General features: G+C 58.3%; 15 protein-coding genes. 7 read left to right on the plus strand and 8 right to left on the minus strand.

The window, feature by feature from the left end; genetic code table 11:
* Positions 1 to 138: 138 nt before the first annotated feature.
* Positions 139 to 1,422, plus strand: coding sequence for a D-alanyl-D-alanine carboxypeptidase family protein (locus ACGHP1_RS00105; RefSeq protein WP_390507074.1), 1,284 nt, complete (start codon positions 139 to 141; stop codon positions 1,420 to 1,422).
* 102 nt (positions 1,423 to 1,524) lie between these two features.
* On the opposite strand, the gene ACGHP1_RS00110 is transcribed toward ACGHP1_RS00105, so the two are convergent.
* From ACGHP1_RS00110 to ACGHP1_RS00145, 8 genes are all read right to left on the minus strand, one after another.
* The gene (locus ACGHP1_RS00110) at positions 1,525 to 1,878 is read right to left on the minus strand and encodes a PqqD family protein (protein WP_154255970.1); all 354 of its coding nucleotides are present in this window, start codon (positions 1,876 to 1,878) and stop codon (positions 1,525 to 1,527) included.
* Positions 1,878 to 3,767 carry an OPT family oligopeptide transporter gene (locus tag ACGHP1_RS00115; protein WP_097774115.1) on the minus strand — a complete coding sequence of 630 codons (1,890 nt, stop codon included), beginning with the start codon at positions 3,765 to 3,767 and terminating at the stop codon, positions 1,878 to 1,880. The genes ACGHP1_RS00110 and ACGHP1_RS00115 overlap by 1 nt, the downstream gene beginning before the upstream one ends.
* Positions 3,768 to 4,220: 453 nt before the next feature.
* On the minus strand, positions 4,221 to 4,988 hold the full coding sequence (locus ACGHP1_RS00120) for a biotin--[acetyl-CoA-carboxylase] ligase (protein ID WP_097774116.1): 768 nt from the start codon (positions 4,986 to 4,988) through the stop codon (positions 4,221 to 4,223).
* Positions 4,985 to 5,476, minus strand: coding sequence for a YfcE family phosphodiesterase (locus ACGHP1_RS00125; RefSeq protein ID WP_223388447.1), 492 nt, complete (start codon positions 5,474 to 5,476; stop codon positions 4,985 to 4,987). The genes ACGHP1_RS00120 and ACGHP1_RS00125 overlap by 4 nt, the downstream gene beginning before the upstream one ends.
* A 40-nt stretch (positions 5,477 to 5,516) precedes the next feature.
* Positions 5,517 to 6,374 (minus strand): 16S rRNA (cytidine(1402)-2'-O)-methyltransferase, encoded by an 858-nt coding sequence (gene rsmI / locus ACGHP1_RS00130; RefSeq protein ID WP_005937572.1) that lies wholly within the window; start codon positions 6,372 to 6,374, stop codon positions 5,517 to 5,519.
* A gap of 3 nt (positions 6,375 to 6,377) precedes the next feature.
* Complete coding sequence (locus ACGHP1_RS00135; RefSeq protein ID WP_390507078.1) at positions 6,378 to 7,052, minus strand: tRNA1(Val) (adenine(37)-N6)-methyltransferase; 675 nt, start codon at positions 7,050 to 7,052, stop codon at positions 6,378 to 6,380.
* 141 nt (positions 7,053 to 7,193) lie between these two features.
* Complete coding sequence (locus ACGHP1_RS00140) at positions 7,194 to 7,361, minus strand: DUF362 domain-containing protein (RefSeq protein ID WP_005937576.1); 168 nt, start codon at positions 7,359 to 7,361, stop codon at positions 7,194 to 7,196.
* A gap of 286 nt (positions 7,362 to 7,647) precedes the next feature.
* A complete protein-coding gene (locus tag ACGHP1_RS00145) occupies positions 7,648 to 8,601 on the minus strand; it encodes a stage 0 sporulation family protein (protein WP_390507079.1) in 954 nt (317 codons plus the stop codon).
* A 413-nt stretch (positions 8,602 to 9,014) separates the two neighbouring features.
* On the opposite strand from ACGHP1_RS00145, the gene ACGHP1_RS00150 reads away from it, so the two are divergent.
* The 6 genes from ACGHP1_RS00150 to ACGHP1_RS00175 all read left to right on the plus strand — a co-directional run bounded on the left by ACGHP1_RS00150 (position 9,015) and on the right by ACGHP1_RS00175 (position 20,303).
* The gene (locus ACGHP1_RS00150; RefSeq protein WP_390507081.1) at positions 9,015 to 12,959 is read left to right on the plus strand and encodes an efflux RND transporter permease subunit; all 3,945 of its coding nucleotides are present in this window, start codon (positions 9,015 to 9,017) and stop codon (positions 12,957 to 12,959) included.
* Positions 12,960 to 13,422: 463 nt separating this feature from the next.
* Positions 13,423 to 14,496, plus strand: a complete 1,074-nt coding sequence (locus ACGHP1_RS00155) for an aldose epimerase family protein (protein WP_005938695.1) — start codon at positions 13,423 to 13,425, stop codon at positions 14,494 to 14,496.
* A 368-nt stretch (positions 14,497 to 14,864) separates the two neighbouring features.
* On the plus strand, positions 14,865 to 15,890 hold the full coding sequence (galE, locus tag ACGHP1_RS00160) for a UDP-glucose 4-epimerase GalE (protein WP_005937424.1): 1,026 nt from the start codon (positions 14,865 to 14,867) through the stop codon (positions 15,888 to 15,890).
* A 419-nt stretch (positions 15,891 to 16,309) separates the two neighbouring features.
* On the plus strand, positions 16,310 to 18,655 hold the full coding sequence (gene feoB / locus ACGHP1_RS00165; protein ID WP_338427817.1) for a ferrous iron transport protein B: 2,346 nt from the start codon (positions 16,310 to 16,312) through the stop codon (positions 18,653 to 18,655).
* A gap of 435 nt (positions 18,656 to 19,090) precedes the next feature.
* Positions 19,091 to 19,525: a MarR family winged helix-turn-helix transcriptional regulator gene (locus ACGHP1_RS00170; RefSeq protein WP_005939340.1), complete on the plus strand. Its 435-nt coding sequence runs from the start codon at positions 19,091 to 19,093 to the stop codon at positions 19,523 to 19,525.
* Between the two features lies 1 nt (position 19,526).
* A complete protein-coding gene (locus ACGHP1_RS00175) occupies positions 19,527 to 20,303 on the plus strand; it encodes a sulfite exporter TauE/SafE family protein (RefSeq protein ID WP_390507084.1) in 777 nt (258 codons plus the stop codon).
* The last annotated feature ends 65 nt before the right edge of the window (positions 20,304 to 20,368 follow it).

The raw sequence follows: 20,368 nt of genomic DNA on the forward strand, positions 1-20,368 counted from the left end.
TTCTCTCTTTCTCTTTTGGCTGGTTTATGGTATTCTTTAAAGTAGTATAGCAAGCCAGAGCCTTTCCGGCAAGTAGGAGCTGTTTCAAAACAAAAATTTTTGCCGTGCGTCGGCAAGCAGATACAAGGGGGCACGCTCATGTTCAAAAACACCATCTTCCGCCGCATGACGGCGCTGGTGCTCACGCTGGCACTGGCCGCTGCTGCTGCACTGCCGGGCCTTGCGGTATATCCCATGCCCATCCAGACCGCCAGCGAGACCGAGGCGGTGTACCTGTTCAACGCCGACACCGGCAAGACCATCCTGAACCAGAATGCTGACCAGCAGCAGTATGTTGCCAGCCTGACCAAGCTCATGACGGCCCTGCTGCTGCTGGAAAGCGGCAAGGATCTGAACGGTGAAGTGACCGTGCCTACCGCGCTGACCCAGGAGTTCCGGGATATCCAGAACGCCAACGGCACCACTATGGGCCTGCGCATCGGCGAGACGGTGCGCCGCATCGACCTGCTGAACGCCATGCTCATCGTCAGCGCCAACGACGCCGCCAGCGTCATTGCCTACGATGTGGGCGGCAGCGTGCTGGATTTCGTCAAGCAGATGAACGCCCGTGCCCAGGAGCTGGGCTGCACCGGCACGAACTTTACCTGTGCCCACGGCCTGTTTGACTACGGCAACGTGTCCACTGCGCAGGATCTGGCAAAGATCGCCGCCGCCTGTGCGGCAAACCAGACCTTTGCACAGGTGGCGGGCACCGCCAGCTATGTGCTGCCGGCCACGAACCTCCGCAAGGCTGAGCACACCATCAGCAGCTCCAACAGCCTGATGAACAGCGAGAGCGCCAACTACCGGGAGTATGTCCGGTGGGTCAAGGGCGGCTTTACCACGCTGGCAGGCCGCTGCATCGTGGCCTTTGCGGAAAAGGACGGCCACACCTACGGGCTGGTGATCCTTGGCTGCGATACGCCGGACCACCTCTTTGCCGAGTGCGATGATCTGTTCGACTGGGCCTTTGCCAGCTTTGCCGACCGCCCGCTGGTGGACACCCAGACCGTGCTGACCACCGTAGACCTGACCAAGTGCCGCACTGAACCGGCAGTGGAGCTGTATGCTGCCGCACCGGTGAGCGGCTACGGCCACGCGGATGATATCGTCACCTACTCCTTCGACCTGCCGGAGAGCATTGCGGCCACCGTTAAAAGCGGCAGTGTGGTGGGTACAGCCACCGTGTATCTGGACGGCGATGAAGTGGGCACGGTGGACCTTGTGACCCACCGGGAGTACGTCTCCGACTTCCGCACCGACACCAAAGCCACAGTGCTTCTGCTGTGTGCACTGCTGTTCATCCTCGCTGCATTAACGGCGGTCACTCTTGCCGCGGGCGGCAGCTCGCTGAACCTCAAAAAGAGAAGGCGCAGAAGATAAAATGCCGTGGCCGCAGATGCGGTAGATTGGAGCAGCAAAAAAGAATAAGAAAAGCGGCGCTCAGTACCTTGCAACAGGCTCTGAGCGCCGCTTCTTTTGTGCTTATTGGTTGAGGAACTTGATAAAGTGGTAAGATTCCACGATCTGGAAATACTTGATGATGCGCGGGTACAGGGGTTCGGCCTTTTCGCCGAACTGCTGCTTCATGCATTCAGCAAGGTCTGCAACGGTCTTCTGGCCGTCGATCAGCGGCCAGAGATAGCTGCCGGTCTCGTCCAGATGCACCTGTGTGGTGCGCGGTTTATGAAACACTTTTTGCGCGATCGTATTGAACACACCGGTGTTCTCCACCTCAAGGGTGATAAGGCCGGTGGCTTCGTCTGTGTGCCAGCGCAGGGTTTCCGCCCGCTGCGGAATGAGGTCCAGATAGTTGATGGACTGCTTTTTCTTACTCATCAGTTCTTCTTTTTCTTCATGGAGAAGGCCAGCAGGCATGCGATCATCACGATCATCAGAACCACGCCGCCAATGTTGCCCAGATCAATGCTCAGGGCAGTGCTGATGCCAAACACGGCAAACACAGCCAGCAGGATGCCCACAAGGCCCTCGCCTGCGATCATACCGGCACAGAACAGGGTGCCGCGGGTGGTCTGCTCTTCCTTGAGCTTCGCGTCAACATTCTTGCGGCTGTCCATGAACCAGCGCACAACACCGCCGATCATGATGGAGGTGTTCAGGTAGATGGGCAGATACAGGCCGATGGCGAACGGCATCACGGGGATGCGCAGGACCTCCAGAGCAATGGCAAGGAACACACCGGTGAACACCAGGTTCCAGGGCAGGTTGCCGCCCATGATGCCCTCGACGATCATCTTCATCAGGGTAGCCTGCGGTGCGGGGACCTCGGCACCGCCGTAGCCCCATGCGCTGTCCAGCAGGTACAGCACACCACCGATGGCCAGACCGGCGGCAATAACGCCGATCAGCTCACCGATCTGCTGCTTGACCGGGGTCGCACCCAGCAGGTAGCCGGTCTTCAGGTCCTGAGAGGTATCCGCAGCAATGGCAGCGCAGATGCAGATGACAGAGGCGATGGCCATGGAGCCGATCATGCCCTCGATGCCAACGTTGCCGGTGGCCTTCAGGATCATGGTAGCGATCAGCAGGGTGGCAATGGTCATGCCGGAGACCGGGTTGTTGGAACTGCCGATCATGCCGACCATACGTGCAGAGACGGTGGAGAAGAAGAAGCCGAAGATGACGATCAGCAGAGCACCCAGCGGGCTGACGGGGATGGCCGGAGCCAGCCAGATGATGAGGATGATGAGCAGGATGCCGCCCAGAATAAAGGGCATGGGCAGGTCCTTCTCGGTACGGGAGGTGCCGGAAGCACTGCCGCCCTTCATGCTCTTCATGGCATCACGGAAGGTGGATGCGATCAGAGGCAGGCTCTTGATCAGCGAGATGATACCGCCGGTAGCAATGGCACCTGCGCCGATATACTTGACGTAGTTGGACCAGATGGCGTCTGCACCGCCTGCTGCATACAGATCAGCAATGGTGGTGCCGGCTGCTGCCGGGTACAGGGAGATGTTTGCGCCGAACAGGCAGATCAGCGGGATAATGACCATCCAGCCCACCAGAGAACCGGTGAACATGTAGGAAGCGGTCTTGGGGCCGACGATGTAGCCCACGCCCAGCAGAGCGGGGTACACTTCCATGCCCAGAGCACCCTTGAAGGAGCTGAAGGCCACGGCAATGTCGGCGGGGATCATCTTCAGGCCATCGACGATGAACTTGAAGATGGCTGCCAGACCCATGCCGGAGAACACGGTGGAGGCGTTTGCACCGCCCTCTTCACCGGCCAGCAGAACGTCTGCACAGGCGGTGCCTTCCGGGTACAGCAGGGTGGCGTGCTCCTTGACGATCAGGGCGTTGCGCAGGGGCACCATGAACAGAACGCCCAGAATGCCGCCGCACAGGGCGATCAGGGTGATCTCCAGGATGCTGGGCTTGTCGCACAGGCCCTCTTTTGCCCACAGGAACAGTGCGGGCATGGTGAAGATGGCACCGGCGGCCAGGCTCTCGCCTGCGGAACCGATGGTCTGCACCATGTTGCTCTCCAGAATGGAGTTCTTCTTGAGCAGGACGCGGATCACGCCCATAGAAATGACTGCTGCCGGGATGGAGGCAGAAACAGTCATGCCGACGCGCAGGCCCAGATAAGCGTTTGCAGCGCCGAAGACCACGGACAGGATGATGCCCATGATCACAGAGGTCGCCGTCATTTCTGCGGTGATCTTTTCCGCAGGAATATACGGCTTGAAGGATTCTTGATCTTTCATGTTTGCTCTCCTTGCGACAGCACAAGCGCCTTGCTTTTTGGGGCAGGGCGCTTGTGCTGTCCGTTTTCCGATTTCCTAAACACGCGCATCCCATCCAAAAGGACGCGCTGGCACGTACTCTATTATACTAAAGTATGACTGAATTGGCAACTGGAAATGTACACAAGAAATTTACAAAAAATTCGTTTATTCAAGCATTTTGCGGGAAATTTGGGCAAAAGCGTGCGAAAAATTTCCATATAATTCCAAAACTGTGCGCACATGAAGAACAGTTCTGCAGGAAAAGAATGCCTTTTAACAGCGTGCGCGCCTGTCCAGAGGAAGGATGGAAAAGCTTTCCTTTTCCCTGCTTTCGGCGGGCCTTGGACAAAGCTGAAAAAAGCCCCGGGTTTTTCCTCGACTGAACCAGCCGAGGAAAATTCCCGGGACGCTCATATATTATAAAGAGTGCTTTTACACGGCCCCATAGATGCCGTGCACCGATACTTCGCCGGTAAAAACGTGCACTTCGCCGCTGTCGGTGCGCACCACCAGACGGCCCTCTTCGTCCACATCGACGGCTTCGCCTGCACCCTGCCCGCCGTCCGGCAGGTCGAAGGTGACCCGGCGGCCCAGATTGACGCAGGCGGCCTTGTATTCCTCCCGGAAGGGTGCAAAGCCATCGCGGGCAAACACATACATGTTGCGGTCAAAGCCAAAGTCGGTCAGGCCCTCGGCCAGCCATGCGGGGTCGGTGGAAAGATCCACCTTTGCGCCCTGCAGCGCCAGCGAGGTGCCATTGGGCAGACCGGCGGCATCAAAGTAGCTCTGCGGCTGGGCCAGATTGATGCCGATGCCGCACAAAATGCCCCGGCCCTGCTGCTGGTAGCCGTAGCTCACGCCCTCGCACAGGATGCCCACGATCTTTTTGCCGTTGAGCAGAAGGTCGTTGGGCCACTTGATCTGGCAGTCCACGCCGTAGCGCAGCTTGAGCTGGGTGCGCACGGCAAGGCTTGCCAGCAGCGGCAGGGTGGCAGGCTGGGCCAGCGGTTCCCGGATGGCTGCTGTATAATACAGGGCCTTGCCCTCGGCGTTCACCCAGCTGCGGCCAAGGCGGCCCCGGCCTGCGGTCTGGTTCTCGGTATACACCGCACCCACCGGGCCGAACTCTTCAAAATGTTCCTTCACGTAAGCGTTGGTGCTGCCGCATTCCGGCAGATAGCGCACCTCATTGATGCTCATTGTTTGGGTACCTCTTTATGTTCATAGGCGGTCACTTTGCCTTCGTCCAGCGTCAGGATGCCGTAGGTGTCCGGCCCGGTGTAGCACCGGCCGCAGGAGCCGGGGTTGAACAAAAACACCTTGCTGCGGGTCTCTGCATGGGGGATGTGAGTGTGACCGAACAGCGCCACCTCGGCACCCCGGGCAGATGCGGCATCTGCCAGCGTATCCAGATCGTATTTCACACCGTACATATGACCGTGAGTGTAAAAGATCACCACGCCGTCAAAGGCGGCAAGGCCGTCGGTGGGTTCCAGTGCACCGTAATCGCAGTTGCCCGCCACCGAGTAGGCCCGCAGCTTGGGGTACAGCGTCAGAGCCAGTTCCAGATCCCGCAGGCCGTCGCCCAGAAAGATCAGGGCATCGATGCTTTTGCTCTCTTTCATCAGCACGCGCTCAATGGCGGCACGTCCGCCGTGGCTGTCGCTCAAAACCAGAAGCTTTGTCACAAAAGGGGTCCTCCTCTATTACCATTTACCTGAGATGCTGTCATTCACCAGCCTGCTGGCCCTGTTGCAATACCAGCAGCTGCTTGTACACTTCGCTTTTAGAATAAGGTGTGCCCTGTGCCGCCGCCTTGGCTGCGGCGGTGGGGCCAAAGCCCTGCCCGGTCAGCTCCAGCGCTCGCTGCGCTGCCTGCTCCAGCGTCAGCTCCTGCTCCGGGTCGGCGGTCTCCGGCGCACCGGCCATCACCAGCACATATTCGCCGCGCGGCTCGTTGGTCTTGTAGTGCTCCACCGCCTCGCCGAGGGTAGTCTTCCAGATATCCTCGTGCAGCTTTGTCAGCTCCCGGCACAGGGTGATGCTGCGGTCTGCGCCAAAGGCATTGGCCAGATCGTCCAGCGTGGTGCGCAGCTTGTGGGGCGCTTCGTAAAAGATGGTGGTGCGCTTTTCCTGCAAAAGCTCAGCCAGCCGCTCTTTTTTCTGCTTGCGGTTCACGGGCAGAAAGCCCTCGAACACCCAGCGGGAGGTGTCCTGCCCGGACACGGCCAGCGCTGTGACGCAGGCGGAAGCCGCCGGTACTGGCACTACCTTGATGCCCCGGGCCAGTGCGTCCCGCACGATCACCTCGCCCGGGTCGGAGACGCAGGGCATGCCCGCATCACTGCACAGGGCACAGCTCTCGCCTGCTTCAATGCGGCGCAGGATGCCCTCACCCTTCTGCAGGGCGTGCTCATAGTAGCTGACCATGGGCTTTTTCAGGCCCAGAAAGTTCAGCAGCTTCATGGTCACACGGGTGTCCTCGGCGGCAATAAAGTCTGCCGCGCCAAAGGTGGCTGCTACGCGCGGCGGCATATCGTCCAGATTGCCGATGGGCGTTGCCACGATATAAAGAGTTCCTGCCATAGTTTACCTCCCATATAACGCCGCACCGGCGCTGATCAACACATCCGGCTCCACCCGCAGTCCGGTTTTGCGGTTCTTCTGCGCTTCCACAAGGAAGAGCCATGGCGCGCCGTCCGCCTTGTTCTTTACAAAGGCCAGCCGCTTCGGCTCCAGCCGGTTGACCCGCAGCACCGCCAGCACCTCCGCCAGCCGTTCCGGCCGGTGGCACAGCGCAAAGCGCCCGCCGTCCTTCAAAAGGCGGAACGCACACTGGCACACATCGTCCAATGTGCAGGTGTTCTCGTGCCGGGCAAGGGCGTGGGCTGCGTTTTGGCTTTGGGGCCCATCCGTGAAATAGGGCGGATTGCACGCACACACGTCAAAACTGCCCTCGCCCTGCCGGAAAGCGCGCAGGTCGGCACAGACAGGCTCAATGTGCCCGATGTCCTGCTCCTGCACCGCAGCGGAAAGCAGAGCGCTGCCCTCGGGCTGCAGCTCCAGCCCTATGCAGGGGCCGCGGTGGCCGCGGTCGTGCCATTCCAGCGCCACGATGCCGCAGCCGGAGCACAGGTCTGCGGCCTTCTGGGCGCGCTTTGGCTCACAGAAACGGGCCAGCAGCAGCGCGTCGGAGCCAAAACGATGCTCCGGCGAGCAATAAACCATAGTTCTATTATACAAGACTTCGGTAGAATGTTCCATAGATAAGTGTGCCGTACCCTCTCAAAAAAATGCGTGGAATTGCTCGGGGAATTTGTGCGAATTACTGCAAAACAAAAAAGCAGCAGACCTGTTTTGGACAGGCCTGCTGCTTTTGATGCGTTTTTTGTGCAGCTGCTAAAATTATTCAGCAGTGATAGCACCGGTGGGGCAAGCACCCTCGCAAGCGCCGCAGTCGATGCAAGCGTCTGCGTTCACAGAAGCAACACCATCAACGGTGATAGCGCCAACCGGGCAAGCGCCCTCGCAAGCGCCGCAGCCAACACATGCGTCAGAAACCTTGTGTGCCATAATAAACTCTCCTTTTTATCTCCGTGCCCGAAGTATTGTATGAAGAGTCATGTATGGCACGGCTGTGCATGTCTCTCCGGAAATCATATCCTTGCCTGCATTTTAACAAAGCAGGTGAGAAAAGGCAAGACTAACCGTGACCCGAAAAACACAAAAGTCTGTTTTTTGTTGGGTTGCACAAAAGCACAGGCTAACTTATGGCCAAATTTGCAGGAGTTTTTTGGCAAAAATCACGAAGAACGGTTAGTTTTAGCAGACTAACCCCTCAGAACCTCCGGCGCGTCCCTCACTCCTTTTCGGCAGCGCGCTTCCGGGCGCAGCAGCCGCCCGCGCAGCGCTTTTCGCCATCGTCGGAGGAAGCCACCACCGGGGCCGGGTTGCGCACGCCGGAGTAATCGTCGTCCGGGTCCGGGCGGCGGGGCGCACGCTTGCCGCCGCTGATATATTCGCACACACCCACCTTATAGTAACGGGGCGAAAGGCTCTCGGTGCCGCAGCGTACCCGCAGGTAGCCGGAGACCGGGTTCACCTCCAGCACGGTGCCAAGACCGTCCGGCGTGCGCACGGTGCTGCCCACCATGGGCATGATGCTGTTCAGGTACTCGTAGGCGCTTTCCTCGTAGGCAAGGCAGCACATCAGCCGGCCGCAGGCACCGCTGATCTTGGTGGGGTTCAGCGAAAGGCCCTGCTCCTTGGCCATCTTGATGGACACGGGCTGGAAGTCCTTTAAAAAGCGGCTGCAGCAGAAGGGCTGGCCGCAGATGCCAAGGCCGCCGATCATCTTGCTCTCGTCCCGCACGCCGATCTGGCGCAGCTCGATGCGGGTGTGGAAGATACCGGCCAGATCCTTGACCAGCTCGCGGAAGTCCACGCGGCCATCGGCGGTAAAGTAGAACATGATCTTGGAGCGGTCTAGGGTATACTCGGCCTCCACAAGCTTCATTTCCAGGCCGTGGCGGGAAATGCACTCCTGACAGGTGCGGTAGGCGCGCTTTTCGTCCTCACGGTTCTGGCGCATCCGGCGGATATCCACGCTGTCGGCCATGCGGGTAATGGGCTTGAGGGCCTTGGGCACTGCCGCATCGGCGATCTCCCTCACGCCCTGCACCACCTCGCCGCACTCAACGCCGCGGGCGGTCTCCACAATCACATATTCGCCGGTTTTGATGTCGGCCCCGGCGGGATCAAAATAATAGCTTTTGCCGTTCTCTTTGAAACGGACGGAAATGACTTTTTTCATAGTGTTCCTCGTTTTTATCGGTCGAATCTATAGGATAAGGCCCGAAAAAGAGCCTGCTGATCCATTCTGTACTCTAGTATAACATATTCAAATGCACATTTCCACGCAAAAAACAAAAAGCGGCTCTGGCGCTTCGGCAGAAAAATTTTAAAAAGGTGCAACAATCTGCCCTGCTGCCGCGTATCCATAAAGGAAGACTGACCGAATTTGGTCGCACCCGCAGCCGGAAAATGGAAAAACGGAACGGCAAATGTTAAAATCTTGCGAAAGTATCCAAAGAATCGCAAAAGAATCCCACCCCGCTCTTGCAAGGCGGGGGCTTGCGTGTATAATAAAAATGTTGAAGTGTAGCCTTTCCCGCAGGGAAAGCAGCTGTCCTGCTTTGCGGCAAGGCAGAGAAACGGTAGGAGAAAATGGAAAAATTCAGTGTCAAAAAGCCGTTTACGGTGCTGGTTGCAGTGGTCATGATCCTGATCCTGGGCTTTGTAGCGGTCACAAAGATGGATACGAACCTGCTGCCCAACGTGAACACACCGTATCTGATGGTGGTCACCGTGTATCCTGGTGCAAGCCCGGAGCGCGTGGAGAGCGAGGTCTCGGATGTGCTGCAGAACTCGCTCACAGTGCCGGGCGTGTCCAAGATCACCGCAACATCGGCAGAAAACTACAGCCTGCTGCTGATGGAGTTTACCGAGGATACGGATATGAACAGCGCGCTGGTCAAGGTGTCCAACAAGCTGGATCAGGCCAAAAGCGACCTGCCCAGCACCTGCCTGACCCCCTCCATCATTGAGTACAGCCTGAACATGAACGCTTTCATGACGGTGGCTGTCAGCCGCGAAGGTGCCGACCAGTACGAGCTTTCTGAGTTTATCCAGAACACCCTTGTGCCGGAAGTGCAGCGCAAGGGCGGTGTGTCCAGCGTTTCGTCCAGCGGTCTGGTGGAAAAGCTGGTGCAGGTGCAGCTCAATCAGGATAAGATCGACGAGATCAACGCAAAGCTGCTGGAACTGATCGATACCCAGCTGGCTGAAGCCCGCTCCCAGCTGGAAAGCGCCGAGGCACAGATCACCGCCGGACGCAGGGAATACGAAAAGCAGCTGAAAAACTTTGGCAGTACGGTGTCCAACTCGGTCATGAGCCAGATGAGCACCGAGGTGGGCGCCGCAGTGGAAACGGTGCGTGCGCAGGCGCAGGCTCTTCTGGAAAGTGTGAACAGCCTGATCGCTGTGTTCAAGGAGCCTGAGATCCAGCAGGCCCTGATCGAGGTGCGCGACGGTCTGCAGAAGGTCATGGACAAGTTCAACGAGACCGGTATGCGGGATATCGACTCTCTGATCGATATTGTGGCTGAGCTGCGCACCATTACCGATAAGCTCACTACCGCCCTGCAGAAGCTGCAGGAGCGCGTGAACACCGAGACCGGCTCCGAAGGCAGCACCGCAGAGGATCTTGCCAATGAGATGCAGCTGCAGGAAAGCCTGAATGTGGTCTATAACACGTTGGAAAGCACCATCAAGGCCATGGACAATGTGCCCCAGCTGATGACCGAGTTCTCCGGCGCACTGGGCAGCTTCTCCCAGCAGCAGCTCAACGCCTATATGCAGTTCACCGAAGCGCGTGAAATGCTGAACGAGTACGAAAAGCAGCTGGAGGCTGCCAAGGCAGAGTACGAGACGGCCAAGACCAACGCTCTGGCACAGGCCGATGTGACAAAGCAGCTGGACATTGAAACGCTGGCGCAGCTCATCTATGCCCAGAACTTCTCCATGCCGGCCGGTTACGTGCAGGATAAGGACGGCGAGTCCTGGCTGCTGAAAGTCGGCGAAGAGTACGACAGTGTGAAGGACATCAGCGGTGCCCTGCTGCTGCATGTGGAGGGCTACGGCGACGTGCGCCTTTCTGATGTGGCGGATGTGGAGGTCATTGATAACTCCGCCGACAGCTACACCCGCCTGAACGGCGAAAAGGCATCCATCCTCAAAATCTATAAGAATGCGACTTCCAGTGCAGGCGAGGTCTCCGACAACTGCCTGACCGCATTTAAAGAGCTGGAAAAACAATACGACGGCCTGCACATGGTGGTGCTGTCCAATCAGGGCAACTACATCACCATTGTCATCAACAGCATCCTCACCAGCATGGTGGTGGGCGCTGCACTGGCCATCATCGTGCTGGCCATCTTCCTGAAGGATATCAAGCCCACCCTCGTGGTCGGCATCAGCATCCCGCTGTCCGTTCTGTTCGCGGTGGTGCTCATGTACTTTACCGGGCTGGACCTGAACGTGATGACCCTGGCCGGCCTTTCCCTCGGCATTGGTATGCTGGTGGATAACTCGGTGGTCGTCATTGAGAACGTCTACCGTCTGCGCAGCCGCGGCGTGCCTGCGGCCCGCGCTGCCGTGCAGGGCACAAAACAGGTGGGCATGTCGGTGGTGGCCTCCACCCTTACCTCGGTGTGCGTGTTCCTGCCGGTGGTGTTCTCGGCCAGCATTGTGCGCAGCCTGATGATGCCCATGTCCCTGTGCATCGGTTACTGCCTGATGGCCTCCCTCATCGTGGCGCTCACGGTGGTCCCGGCGGCATCCTCTACTGTGCTGAAAAAAGCTGAACCCAAGCGCCTTGCCTGGTTTGAAAAGGTGCAGGAAAAGTATGCCCATAGTCTGGAATGGTGCCTGCAGCACCGTGCCCTGCCCCTGATTGCGGCGGTGGTACTGCTGGTGTTCAGCGGCTGGCAGGTGCTGAACATGGGCGTGGAGCTGCTGCCCAGCATCACCAGCAACGAGGCGCAGATCACCCTGTCCACCGCCGACGGCCTGACCAAGGAGGAATCCTATGCCATTGCGGGTCAGGTGGCAGAGGCGGCCCTGAATGTAGAAAACGTGGAAGAGGTGGGCATCACCACCGACACCAGCATGGCCGGTCTGGATATCAGCCAGCTGGGCCTGCCCACCGCCATTACCGATATCCTGAACTCCGCCAATGCCTACGGCAGATACAAGATCAATGTTATGATGAGCAAGAGCCTTTCCTCCCGTGAGGTGGAAAAGACCCGGCAGGCCATGGAGGATGCAGTGTCCCAGATCGAGAATTGCACCGCTGAGGTCAAGCTGTACGGCATGACCGATGATCTGACCAGCCAGCTGGCCACCGGCCTGTCGGTCAAGGTCTACGGCAAGGATCCGGAAACGCTGACCACCGTTTCCGAGAAGGTAATGGAGATCGTCAACGATACCGAGGGCTTTGCCAATGCGGACAACGGTCTTGGCAGCGGCGATGCCACCATCATCCTGAAGGTGGACCGCGACAAGGTGCGCGCCTACGGCCTGACCGTTGCGCAGGTGTACCAGCAGATCGCGGCAAAGCTCACCACCACCGCCACCGCCCAGACCCCCGTCACGGTGAACGGCACCACCATGGATGTCCAGATCACGGACAATCTGGACCCCGTCACCAAGGAAAACATGATGGAGCTTACCTTTGAGACCACCGAAATGTCGGCAGACGGCACAGTGACCAATGGTACCTGCACCCTGAACGACATCGCCAGCTGGACCACCGGCACCGCACCGGATGCCATTACCAGCGAGAACCAGACCGAGTTTGTCACTGTGACGGCAGATACGCTGAAGGGCTACAACACCATGGTGCAGTCCCGCGTGCTGCAGAAGAAGCTGGATGAGTACGCAGCCAGCGGTGAGATGCCGGAGGGCTGCAGCACCACGCTGGGCGGCGAGACCGAGGGCACCGACTACATGGTGAACGAAATGGTGCAGTGGATGGCTCTGGCCCTGCCCTTTGTATATCTGGTCATGGTGGCACAGTTCCAGAGCCTGCTGTCCCCCTTCATCGTGCTGTTCACGGTGCCGCTGGCCTTTACCGGCGGCCTGCTGGGCCTGCTGATCACCGGCCAGCAGCTCACCATGATCTCCCTGATGGGCTTCATCGTGCTGATGGGCACTGTTGTCAACAACGGCATCGTGTTCGTGGACTATGCAAACCAGCTGCGCATTGGCGGCATGGAGCGCCGCGCTGCGCTGGTGGCTACCGGCAAGACCCGTATGCGCCCCATCCTCATGACCACCCTGACCACCGTGCTGGCCATGCTGCAGCTGGTGTTCAGCGGCGATATGGCAAGCCAGCTGATGAGCGGCATGGCCATCGTCATCATCTGCGGCCTGAGCTACGCTACCCTGATGACCCTGTATATCGTTCCGGTGCTGTACGATATCCTGTTCAAGAAGCCGCCGCTCAACGTGGATGTTGGCAGCGACGATGATCTGGACGACATTCCGGACGATGCAGCCGAGTTCATTGCGGCGCAGAAGTCTGCGGGCACGGCACAGCCGGAAACCTGACGACAGCATGACGATTTAGAATGCGCGCCGCTTTGCTTTGCGTATCATCAGCGGAAGAATTATTTATATATAATAAAGCAATGCCGGGCGGTCTGCGGACCGCCCGGCATTGCGTTTTCACGGGAAAGGTCGTAACGGCAAACGGCATGTGCTGATGCTGGCTCCCTGCGGGAGCATTCGCGTCAGCATGAAAACATGCTGCTGCCCTTACGTTTCGTCGCGCAAGCGACTGTAAATCGGCGTAACACAAAAAATTCTTTAGCGGAGCGGCTTGGATTTTTTGTGCTGCATACCCCGCCAACTGAATAATTTCAACAAAAAATAGCTGGAAAAATTGGATGCAAATTCTAAAATCCGTTCCCCACAAAGATATAAAACTGTGATATAATCATAAATAAGATAGAATACAGTGGAAGTCTGCCTGACTGTATGTCCGAGTAAAATCTGAGGAGGCGAATGCCCAATGGCACAGATCCGCTCCAAGCCCTTCGGTGTGACCAAACAGGGCGCAAATGTTACAGAGTACATCCTTTCCAACCCCGGCGGCCTGACGGTGAGCGTTCTGGACTACGGATGCATCATTAAAAACATCATCGTTCCGGCCAAGAACGGCCCGGTGGATGTCGTGCTGGGCCACGACACCATGGCAGATTATGAGGATGACTTCACGTCCTCCGGCAGCACCTGCTGCGGCGCGTTCGTGGGCCGCTATGCCAACCGTATCGAGAATGCCACCTTCAGCGTGGGCGGCAAGACCTACCAGCTGGAAGCCAACAACGGCCCCAACCACCTGCACGGCTGCTTCTCCCGTAAGCTGTACCGGGTGAAGGCCTTTGGCGACACCCTGCTGATGGAGGCCGAGAGCCCGGACGGTGAGGACGGTTTCCCGGGAAACCTGAAGCTGGCGGTGCGCTATACCCTCACCGAGGACAATACCTTCCGCATGGATTACCGCGTCTCTTCGGATGCGGATACCATCGTGAACCTCACGAACCACAGCTACTTCAACCTGAACGGTGAGGGCGATATTCTGGGCCAGAAGCTGCGCATCTATGCCTCTAACTATCTGGAAGGCAACAATCAGACCTGCCCCACCGGTGCCATTCTGCCGGTGGCAAACACCCCCATGGATTTTACCGAGGGAAAGCTCATTGGCCGGGATATCGACACCGGCTTTGCCCAGACCACCATGGTGGGCGGTGGCTACGACCACTGCTTTGTGATCGACCGCGCCCGCGGCTCCAGCCAGAGCATCTGCGCATGGGTCACCAGTGAAAAGACCGGCATCAGCATGAAGCTGTACACCACCCAGCCGGGCATCCAGTTGTACACCGGAAACTTTTTGCAGGACTGCCCCACCCCCGGCAAGGGCGGCGTGCCCATGCAGAAGTACGGCGGCTTTGCGCTGGAGACCCAGCACTACCCCTGCAGCCCTTCCCACCCGGAGTTCCCCACCACGGTGTTGCGGGCAGGCAAGGTGTTCCGCGCCACCACCACCCTGCGCTTTTTCACCGGCAAGCAGTGCGGAAAATTGTAAAAAATGATGTACCACAAAAAACGTCTGCTCCGGCAGGCGTTTTTTGCGTGGCAGGAGGAGAACTCCCCCAGTCATCTCGCTGCGCTCGATGCCAGCCCCCTCTCCGAGGAAGCTGGCAAAGCCGTCAGGCTTTGACGGAGGGAGTTTTCGCGCCATTTCTATGTTTTGCACAAACCGTGCCTTTTATCCATGACAAAATGCCAAAAAACGTTTTTAAATCAAAACCTCGAAAACAAAGATGCAACAAAAATTTATCTAAATAGAAGACGCATCCCTTGATTCTGAACCATAAAAGCGGTATTCTTTAGGCAAGGCCGGGGAATGCCGGCATCAACTGTAATGTAAATGAGTGAGAGAGGTACTAGGCTATGGCAATTTTGGTTTCCGGCGGCGCCGGTTATATCGGCAGCCACACCTGCATCGAACTGCTGAACGCTGGCTACGACGTTGTTGTGGCAGATAACTATTATAATGCATCTCCGGTGGTGCTGGACCGCATCAAGCAGATCACCGGCAAGGACTTCCGCTTTTACAAGGCAGATATGACCAAGCACGAGGATGTGGAGCACATCTTCTCTGAGTGCCCGGACATTACTGCTGTGATCCAGTTTGCAGCCTACAAGGCAGTGGGCGAGAGTGTTTCCAAGCCCATTGAATACTATTACAACAACCTCAACTGCACGCTGGTCATTCTGGACGTGATGCGCCATCACAACTGCCACAACTTCGTGTTCAGCTCTTCCGCAACCGTCTATGGCGACCCCGCCAGCGTGCCCATCACCGAGGACTTCCCCACCGGTGCCACCACCAACCCCTACGGCACGACCAAGGTGTTCACCGAGCGCATCCTGCAGGATGTGTGCAAGGCAGACCCCAGCCTGAACGTGGCCCTGCTGCGCTACTTCAACCCCATTGGTGCGCACAAGTCCGGCCTCATCGGCGAGGACCCCAACGGCATCCCCAATAACCTCATGCCCTATATCGCCAAGGTGGCCGTTGGCAAGCTGGAAAAGGTGCATGTCTTTGGCAACGACTATCCCACCCCGGACGGCACCGGCGTGCGCGACTACATCCACGTGGTGGATCTGGCCCGCGGCCATGTGTGCGCCATCAAGAAGCTGGAAACGAACTGCGGCCTGTTCATCTGCAATCTGGGCACTGGCAAGGGCTACAGCGTGCTGGATGTGATCCACGCATTCTCCAAGGCCTGCGGTAAGGAGATCCCCTATGTGATCGACCCGCGCCGCCCCGGCGACATTGCCGAGTGCTATGCAGACCCCACCAAGGCAAAGAACGAGCTTGGCTGGGTGGCGGAATACGGCATCGAGGAAATGTGTGCCGACAGCTGGAACTGGCAGAAGAACAACCCCGATGGCTACCACACTGTGAAGTAAACGCATAAACTTTCAAAGCCGTGCATTCTCTGAAAAGAGGGGGCACGGCTTTTTTGCGTGAGCTCCCTCAGCCAAAACCTGACGACTTTGCCGGCTCTCTCGGGGAGGGAGCCTCTGGTGAAACCGTGCACTTCGCAATTCAACCGGAAACTGTGCCGCCATGCCAAAAGCCGAACCCTCTCAGTCATCGCTGCGCGATGCCAGCTCCCCCGAAGGGGGAGCTTTATTTGTGCTGACCGGAAGAAGCCAAGAAGCTCCCCCCTCGGGGGAGCTGGCGAACAAAGTGAGTCTGAGAGGGTTCGATTTGCAGGCATCTCCCCCATTTTATCTATTGACAACCGCGCAAAGTTAGCCTATATTACTATTGTTAACACAAACTAACACACGTTGACAGTGGATAAAATGAGAAGGTCGATCTTATGACATTAAAAGAATTGCAGATCGGAAAAAGCGCTGTTGTGGATACCGTCGGCGGCAGCGGCGCACTGCGCCAGCATTTTCTGGATATGGGCCTGATCCCGGGGGCGGAGGTCACGCTGGTCAAGCTGGCACCCATGGGCGACCCCATGGAGCTGCGCATCCATGGATATGAGCTGACCCTCCGGCTGGACGATGCCGCGCAGATCGGCATCACCCCAACCGAAAAGGCCCCGGCAATGTCGGCGGTTCTGGCAGATGATAAAATGGTGGATCACCCCGGCCTTGGCGAGGGCGGAAAATACCATATCAAAAAGGGGGAGAATCCCCTGCCCGAGGACAGGACCCTCACCTTTGCGCTGGCTGGCAACCAGAACTGCGGTAAGACCACCCTGTTCAACCAGCTCACCGGTTCCAACCAGCATGTGGGCAATTTCCCGGGCGTGACGGTGGACCGCAAGAGCGGTGCCATCAAGGGCCACCCGGAGACCGAGGTCACCGACCTGCCGGGCATCTACTCCATGTCCCCCTATTCCAGCGAGGAGATCGTCACCCGCCAATTCATCATCGGCGAAAAGCCCACCGGCATCATCAACATCGTGGATGCTACCAACATCGAGCGCAACCTCTACCTGACCATGCAGCTCATGGAGCTGGACACCCCCATGGTGCTGGCGCTGAACATGATGGACGAGGTGCGCGGCAACGGCGGCACGGTGCGCATCAACAAGATGGAGGCCATGCTTGGCATCCCGGTCATCCCCATCTCCGCCGCCAAGAATGAGGGCGTGGATGAGCTGGTAGACCACGCACTTCATGTGGCAAAGTATCAGGAGCGGCCCGGCCGCATGGATTTCTGCAGTGAGGACGACCACGGCGGCGCGGTGCACCGCTGCATCCACGGCATCATCCATCTGATCGAGGACCACGCCAGGGCGGCGGGCATTCCGGTGCGGTTTGCCGCCACCAAGCTGGTGGAGGGCGACCGGCGCATCGAGGAAGCCCTGCAGCTGGATCAGAACGAAAAAGAGATGATCGAACATATCATCGTGCAGATGGAGCGGGAGCGCGGGCTGGACCGCGCCGCCGCCATTGCGGATATGCGGTTCTCCTTTATTCAGGAGCTGGTAGCCAAGACAGTGGTCAAGCCCCACGAAAGCAAAGAGCAGCTGCGCTCCAACCGCATCGACAAATTCCTCACCGGCAAGTACACCGCCATCCCGGCCTTTATCGCCATCATGGGTCTGGTGTTCTTCCTCACCTTCAACGTCATCGGCCTGTTCTTCCAGAACCTGATGGAAACGGGCATCGACGCGTTGACCGGCATCGTGGACACGGCGCTTACCAACTGGAACGTCAATGCGGCGGTGCACTCCTTGCTCATCGACGGCATCTTTACCGGCGTGGGCAGCGTGCTGAGCTTTCTGCCCATCATCGTGGTGCTGTTCTTCTTCCTCTCCATGCTGGAGGATACCGGTTACATGGCCCGCGTGGCCTTTGTGATGGATAAGCTGCTGCGCCGCATCGGCCTTTCGGGCCGCAGCATCGTGCCCATGCTCATCGGCTTTGGCTGCACCGTGCCCGGTGTCATGGCAAGCCGCACCCTGCCCTCGGAGCGCGACCGCAAAATGACCATCCTGCTCACCCCGTTCATGAGCTGCTCGGCAAAGCTGCCCATCTACAGCCTGTTTGCGGCGGCGTTCTTCCCGCAGTATGCGGGCCTTGTGATGGTGCTGCTGTACTTTACCGGTATCGCGGTGGGCGTGCTGGCGGCACTGCTGCTCAAGAGCACGGTGTTCAAGGGCGAGGCGGTGCCCTTTGTCATGGAGCTGCCCAACTACCGCCTGCCCGGCCTGAAAAACGTGGCACAGCTGCTGTGGGAAAAGGCCCGGGACTTTTTGCAGAAGGCCTTCACGGTGATCTTTGCGGCCACCATCGTCATCTGGTTTTTGCAGAACTTTGACCTGCAGCTGCGGTTGACCGCCGACCCGCAGGCCAGCATCCTTGCCCGCATTGCGGGCGACATCGCCCCGCTGTTCGGGCCTTTGGGCTTTGCGGACTGGCGCATCTCCACCGCCCTCATCACCGGCTTCATGGCAAAGGAGAGCGTGGTGTCCTCGCTGCTCATCCTCTTTGGCTCCGAAGCTGCGCTGTCGGCGGCCCTCACCCCGGCGCAGGCGGCTCCCCTGCTGGTGTTCTGCCTGCTGTACACCCCCTGCATCGCGGCAGTGGCATCGGTCAAGCGGGAGCTGGGCAATAAGTGGGCGGTCATCATGGTGGTGAACCAGTGCGCCGTGGCATGGCTGTGCGCTTTGCTGGTGCGTCTGGCGGCTGTGGTGCTGTTCTGAGAAAAACGATTGGAATGCGCTCCGCGCTGCTCTGCGCATATTCAGCGGAAGAATTATTTATAATAGAGCAATGCCGGGCGGTCTGCGGACCGCCCGGCATTGCGTTTTCACGGGTGGGGTCGTGGAGGAAAACAGCATCTGCCGCGCTGATTTCCTGCGGAAACAGCCGCGCGGCGGGAAGAACCCTCTCAGGCTCACTGCGTTCGCCAGCTCCCCCGAAGGGGGAGCTTTATTTGTGCTAACCGGAAGATGACAAAAAGCTCCCCCTTCGGGGGAGCTGGCGCGGGAGCGCCTGAGAGGGTTTGCTCTCTCCCTCCTTGAGGGAGCTGGCGCGGCGTAAGCCGCGACTGAGGGAGTTCCCACTTGACATCTCTCCTCTTCTGCACTATAATACTTCAAAAATGAATCATTCAAAGATGAAAGGACTGGCCTGCTGTGAACCCGAATATCGAATTTTCCATCAAGACCGCGCAGGCGTACAATGCCGTCTGCAAACCGCTGTGTCAGGAGCTTGGCCTGTCGCAGACGGCGCTGGACATCCTGCTGTTCCTCGCCAACAACCCGGACTATAAAACGGCCCGGGACATCGTGGAGGTGCGCCATATCAAGGCAAATCTCGTCTCCATGAATGTGGATAAGCTGGTGCAGGAGGGCTATCTGGAACGCTATGCCGTGGCCAGCGACCGCCGCAAAACAAAGCTTCTCTGCACCGGCAAGGCAGACCCGATCATCCGCAAGGGGCGTGTGGTGCAGAATGCCTTTTTCAAGCGCCTGCTGGATCATGTGGAGCCGGCCGATCAGGAGGTCTTTTTCCGGACCATGGAGCTGATCGGGAAAAATCTGGACGAAATTATAAAGGAGAACGCATAAAATGAACGTGTTGTTTACGGTTCTTGTCACCTTTTTTGCCGGCATGGGGGCCGGCCTTGGCACCGGCTTTGCCGGTATGAGCGCGGCTGCAGTTATCAGCCCCATGCTCATCACCTTCCTGCACATGGACCCCTATATGGCGGTGGGCATCGCCCTTTCTTCGGATGTGCTGGCCAGCGCCGTCTCGGCCTATACCTACCACAAAAACAAGAACCTGGATATCAAAAACGGCCTGATCATGATGGCCAGCGTGCTGGTGTTCACGGTGGTGGGCAGCTGGGTGGCCAGCAGAATGCCCGCTGCCACCATGGGCGGCTTCTCGGTGTTCATGACCTTCCTGCTGGGCATCAAGTTCATTGTGCGCCCGGTCATGACGACCAAGGAAGCTATGCAGGGTGTCAGCGCCAAAAAGCGTGCCATCCAGTCCATCGTGTGCGGTGTGCTCATCGGCTTCATCTGCGGCTTCATCGGCGCAGGCGGCGGCATGATGATGCTGCTCATCCTCACCAGTGTGCTGGGCTACGAGCTGAAGACCGCCGTGGGCACTAGCGTGTTCATTATGGCCTTCACCGCCCTGACCGGTGCTGTCTCCCACTTTATGATCGGCGGTGCGCCCAATTGGTTCGTCTGGGCACTGTGCGTGGTGTTCACCCTGCTGTGGGCGCGCATTGCCGCTGTGTTTGCCAATAAGGCAGACCCCAAGACCCTGAACCGTGCCACCGGTATTGTGCTGGTGGTGCTGGGCGTGGTCATTATGGGCTTTAACCTTCTGAGCTGATATCCCCTGCCCTTCAAATGAAAAAAGAAAGCCCGTGCAGCCGGAAACTGCACGGGCTTTCTCTG

The organism is Faecalibacterium sp. i21-0019-B1 (assembly GCF_042852915.1).
Lineage (GTDB): Bacteria > Bacillota > Clostridia > Oscillospirales > Ruminococcaceae > Faecalibacterium > Faecalibacterium taiwanense.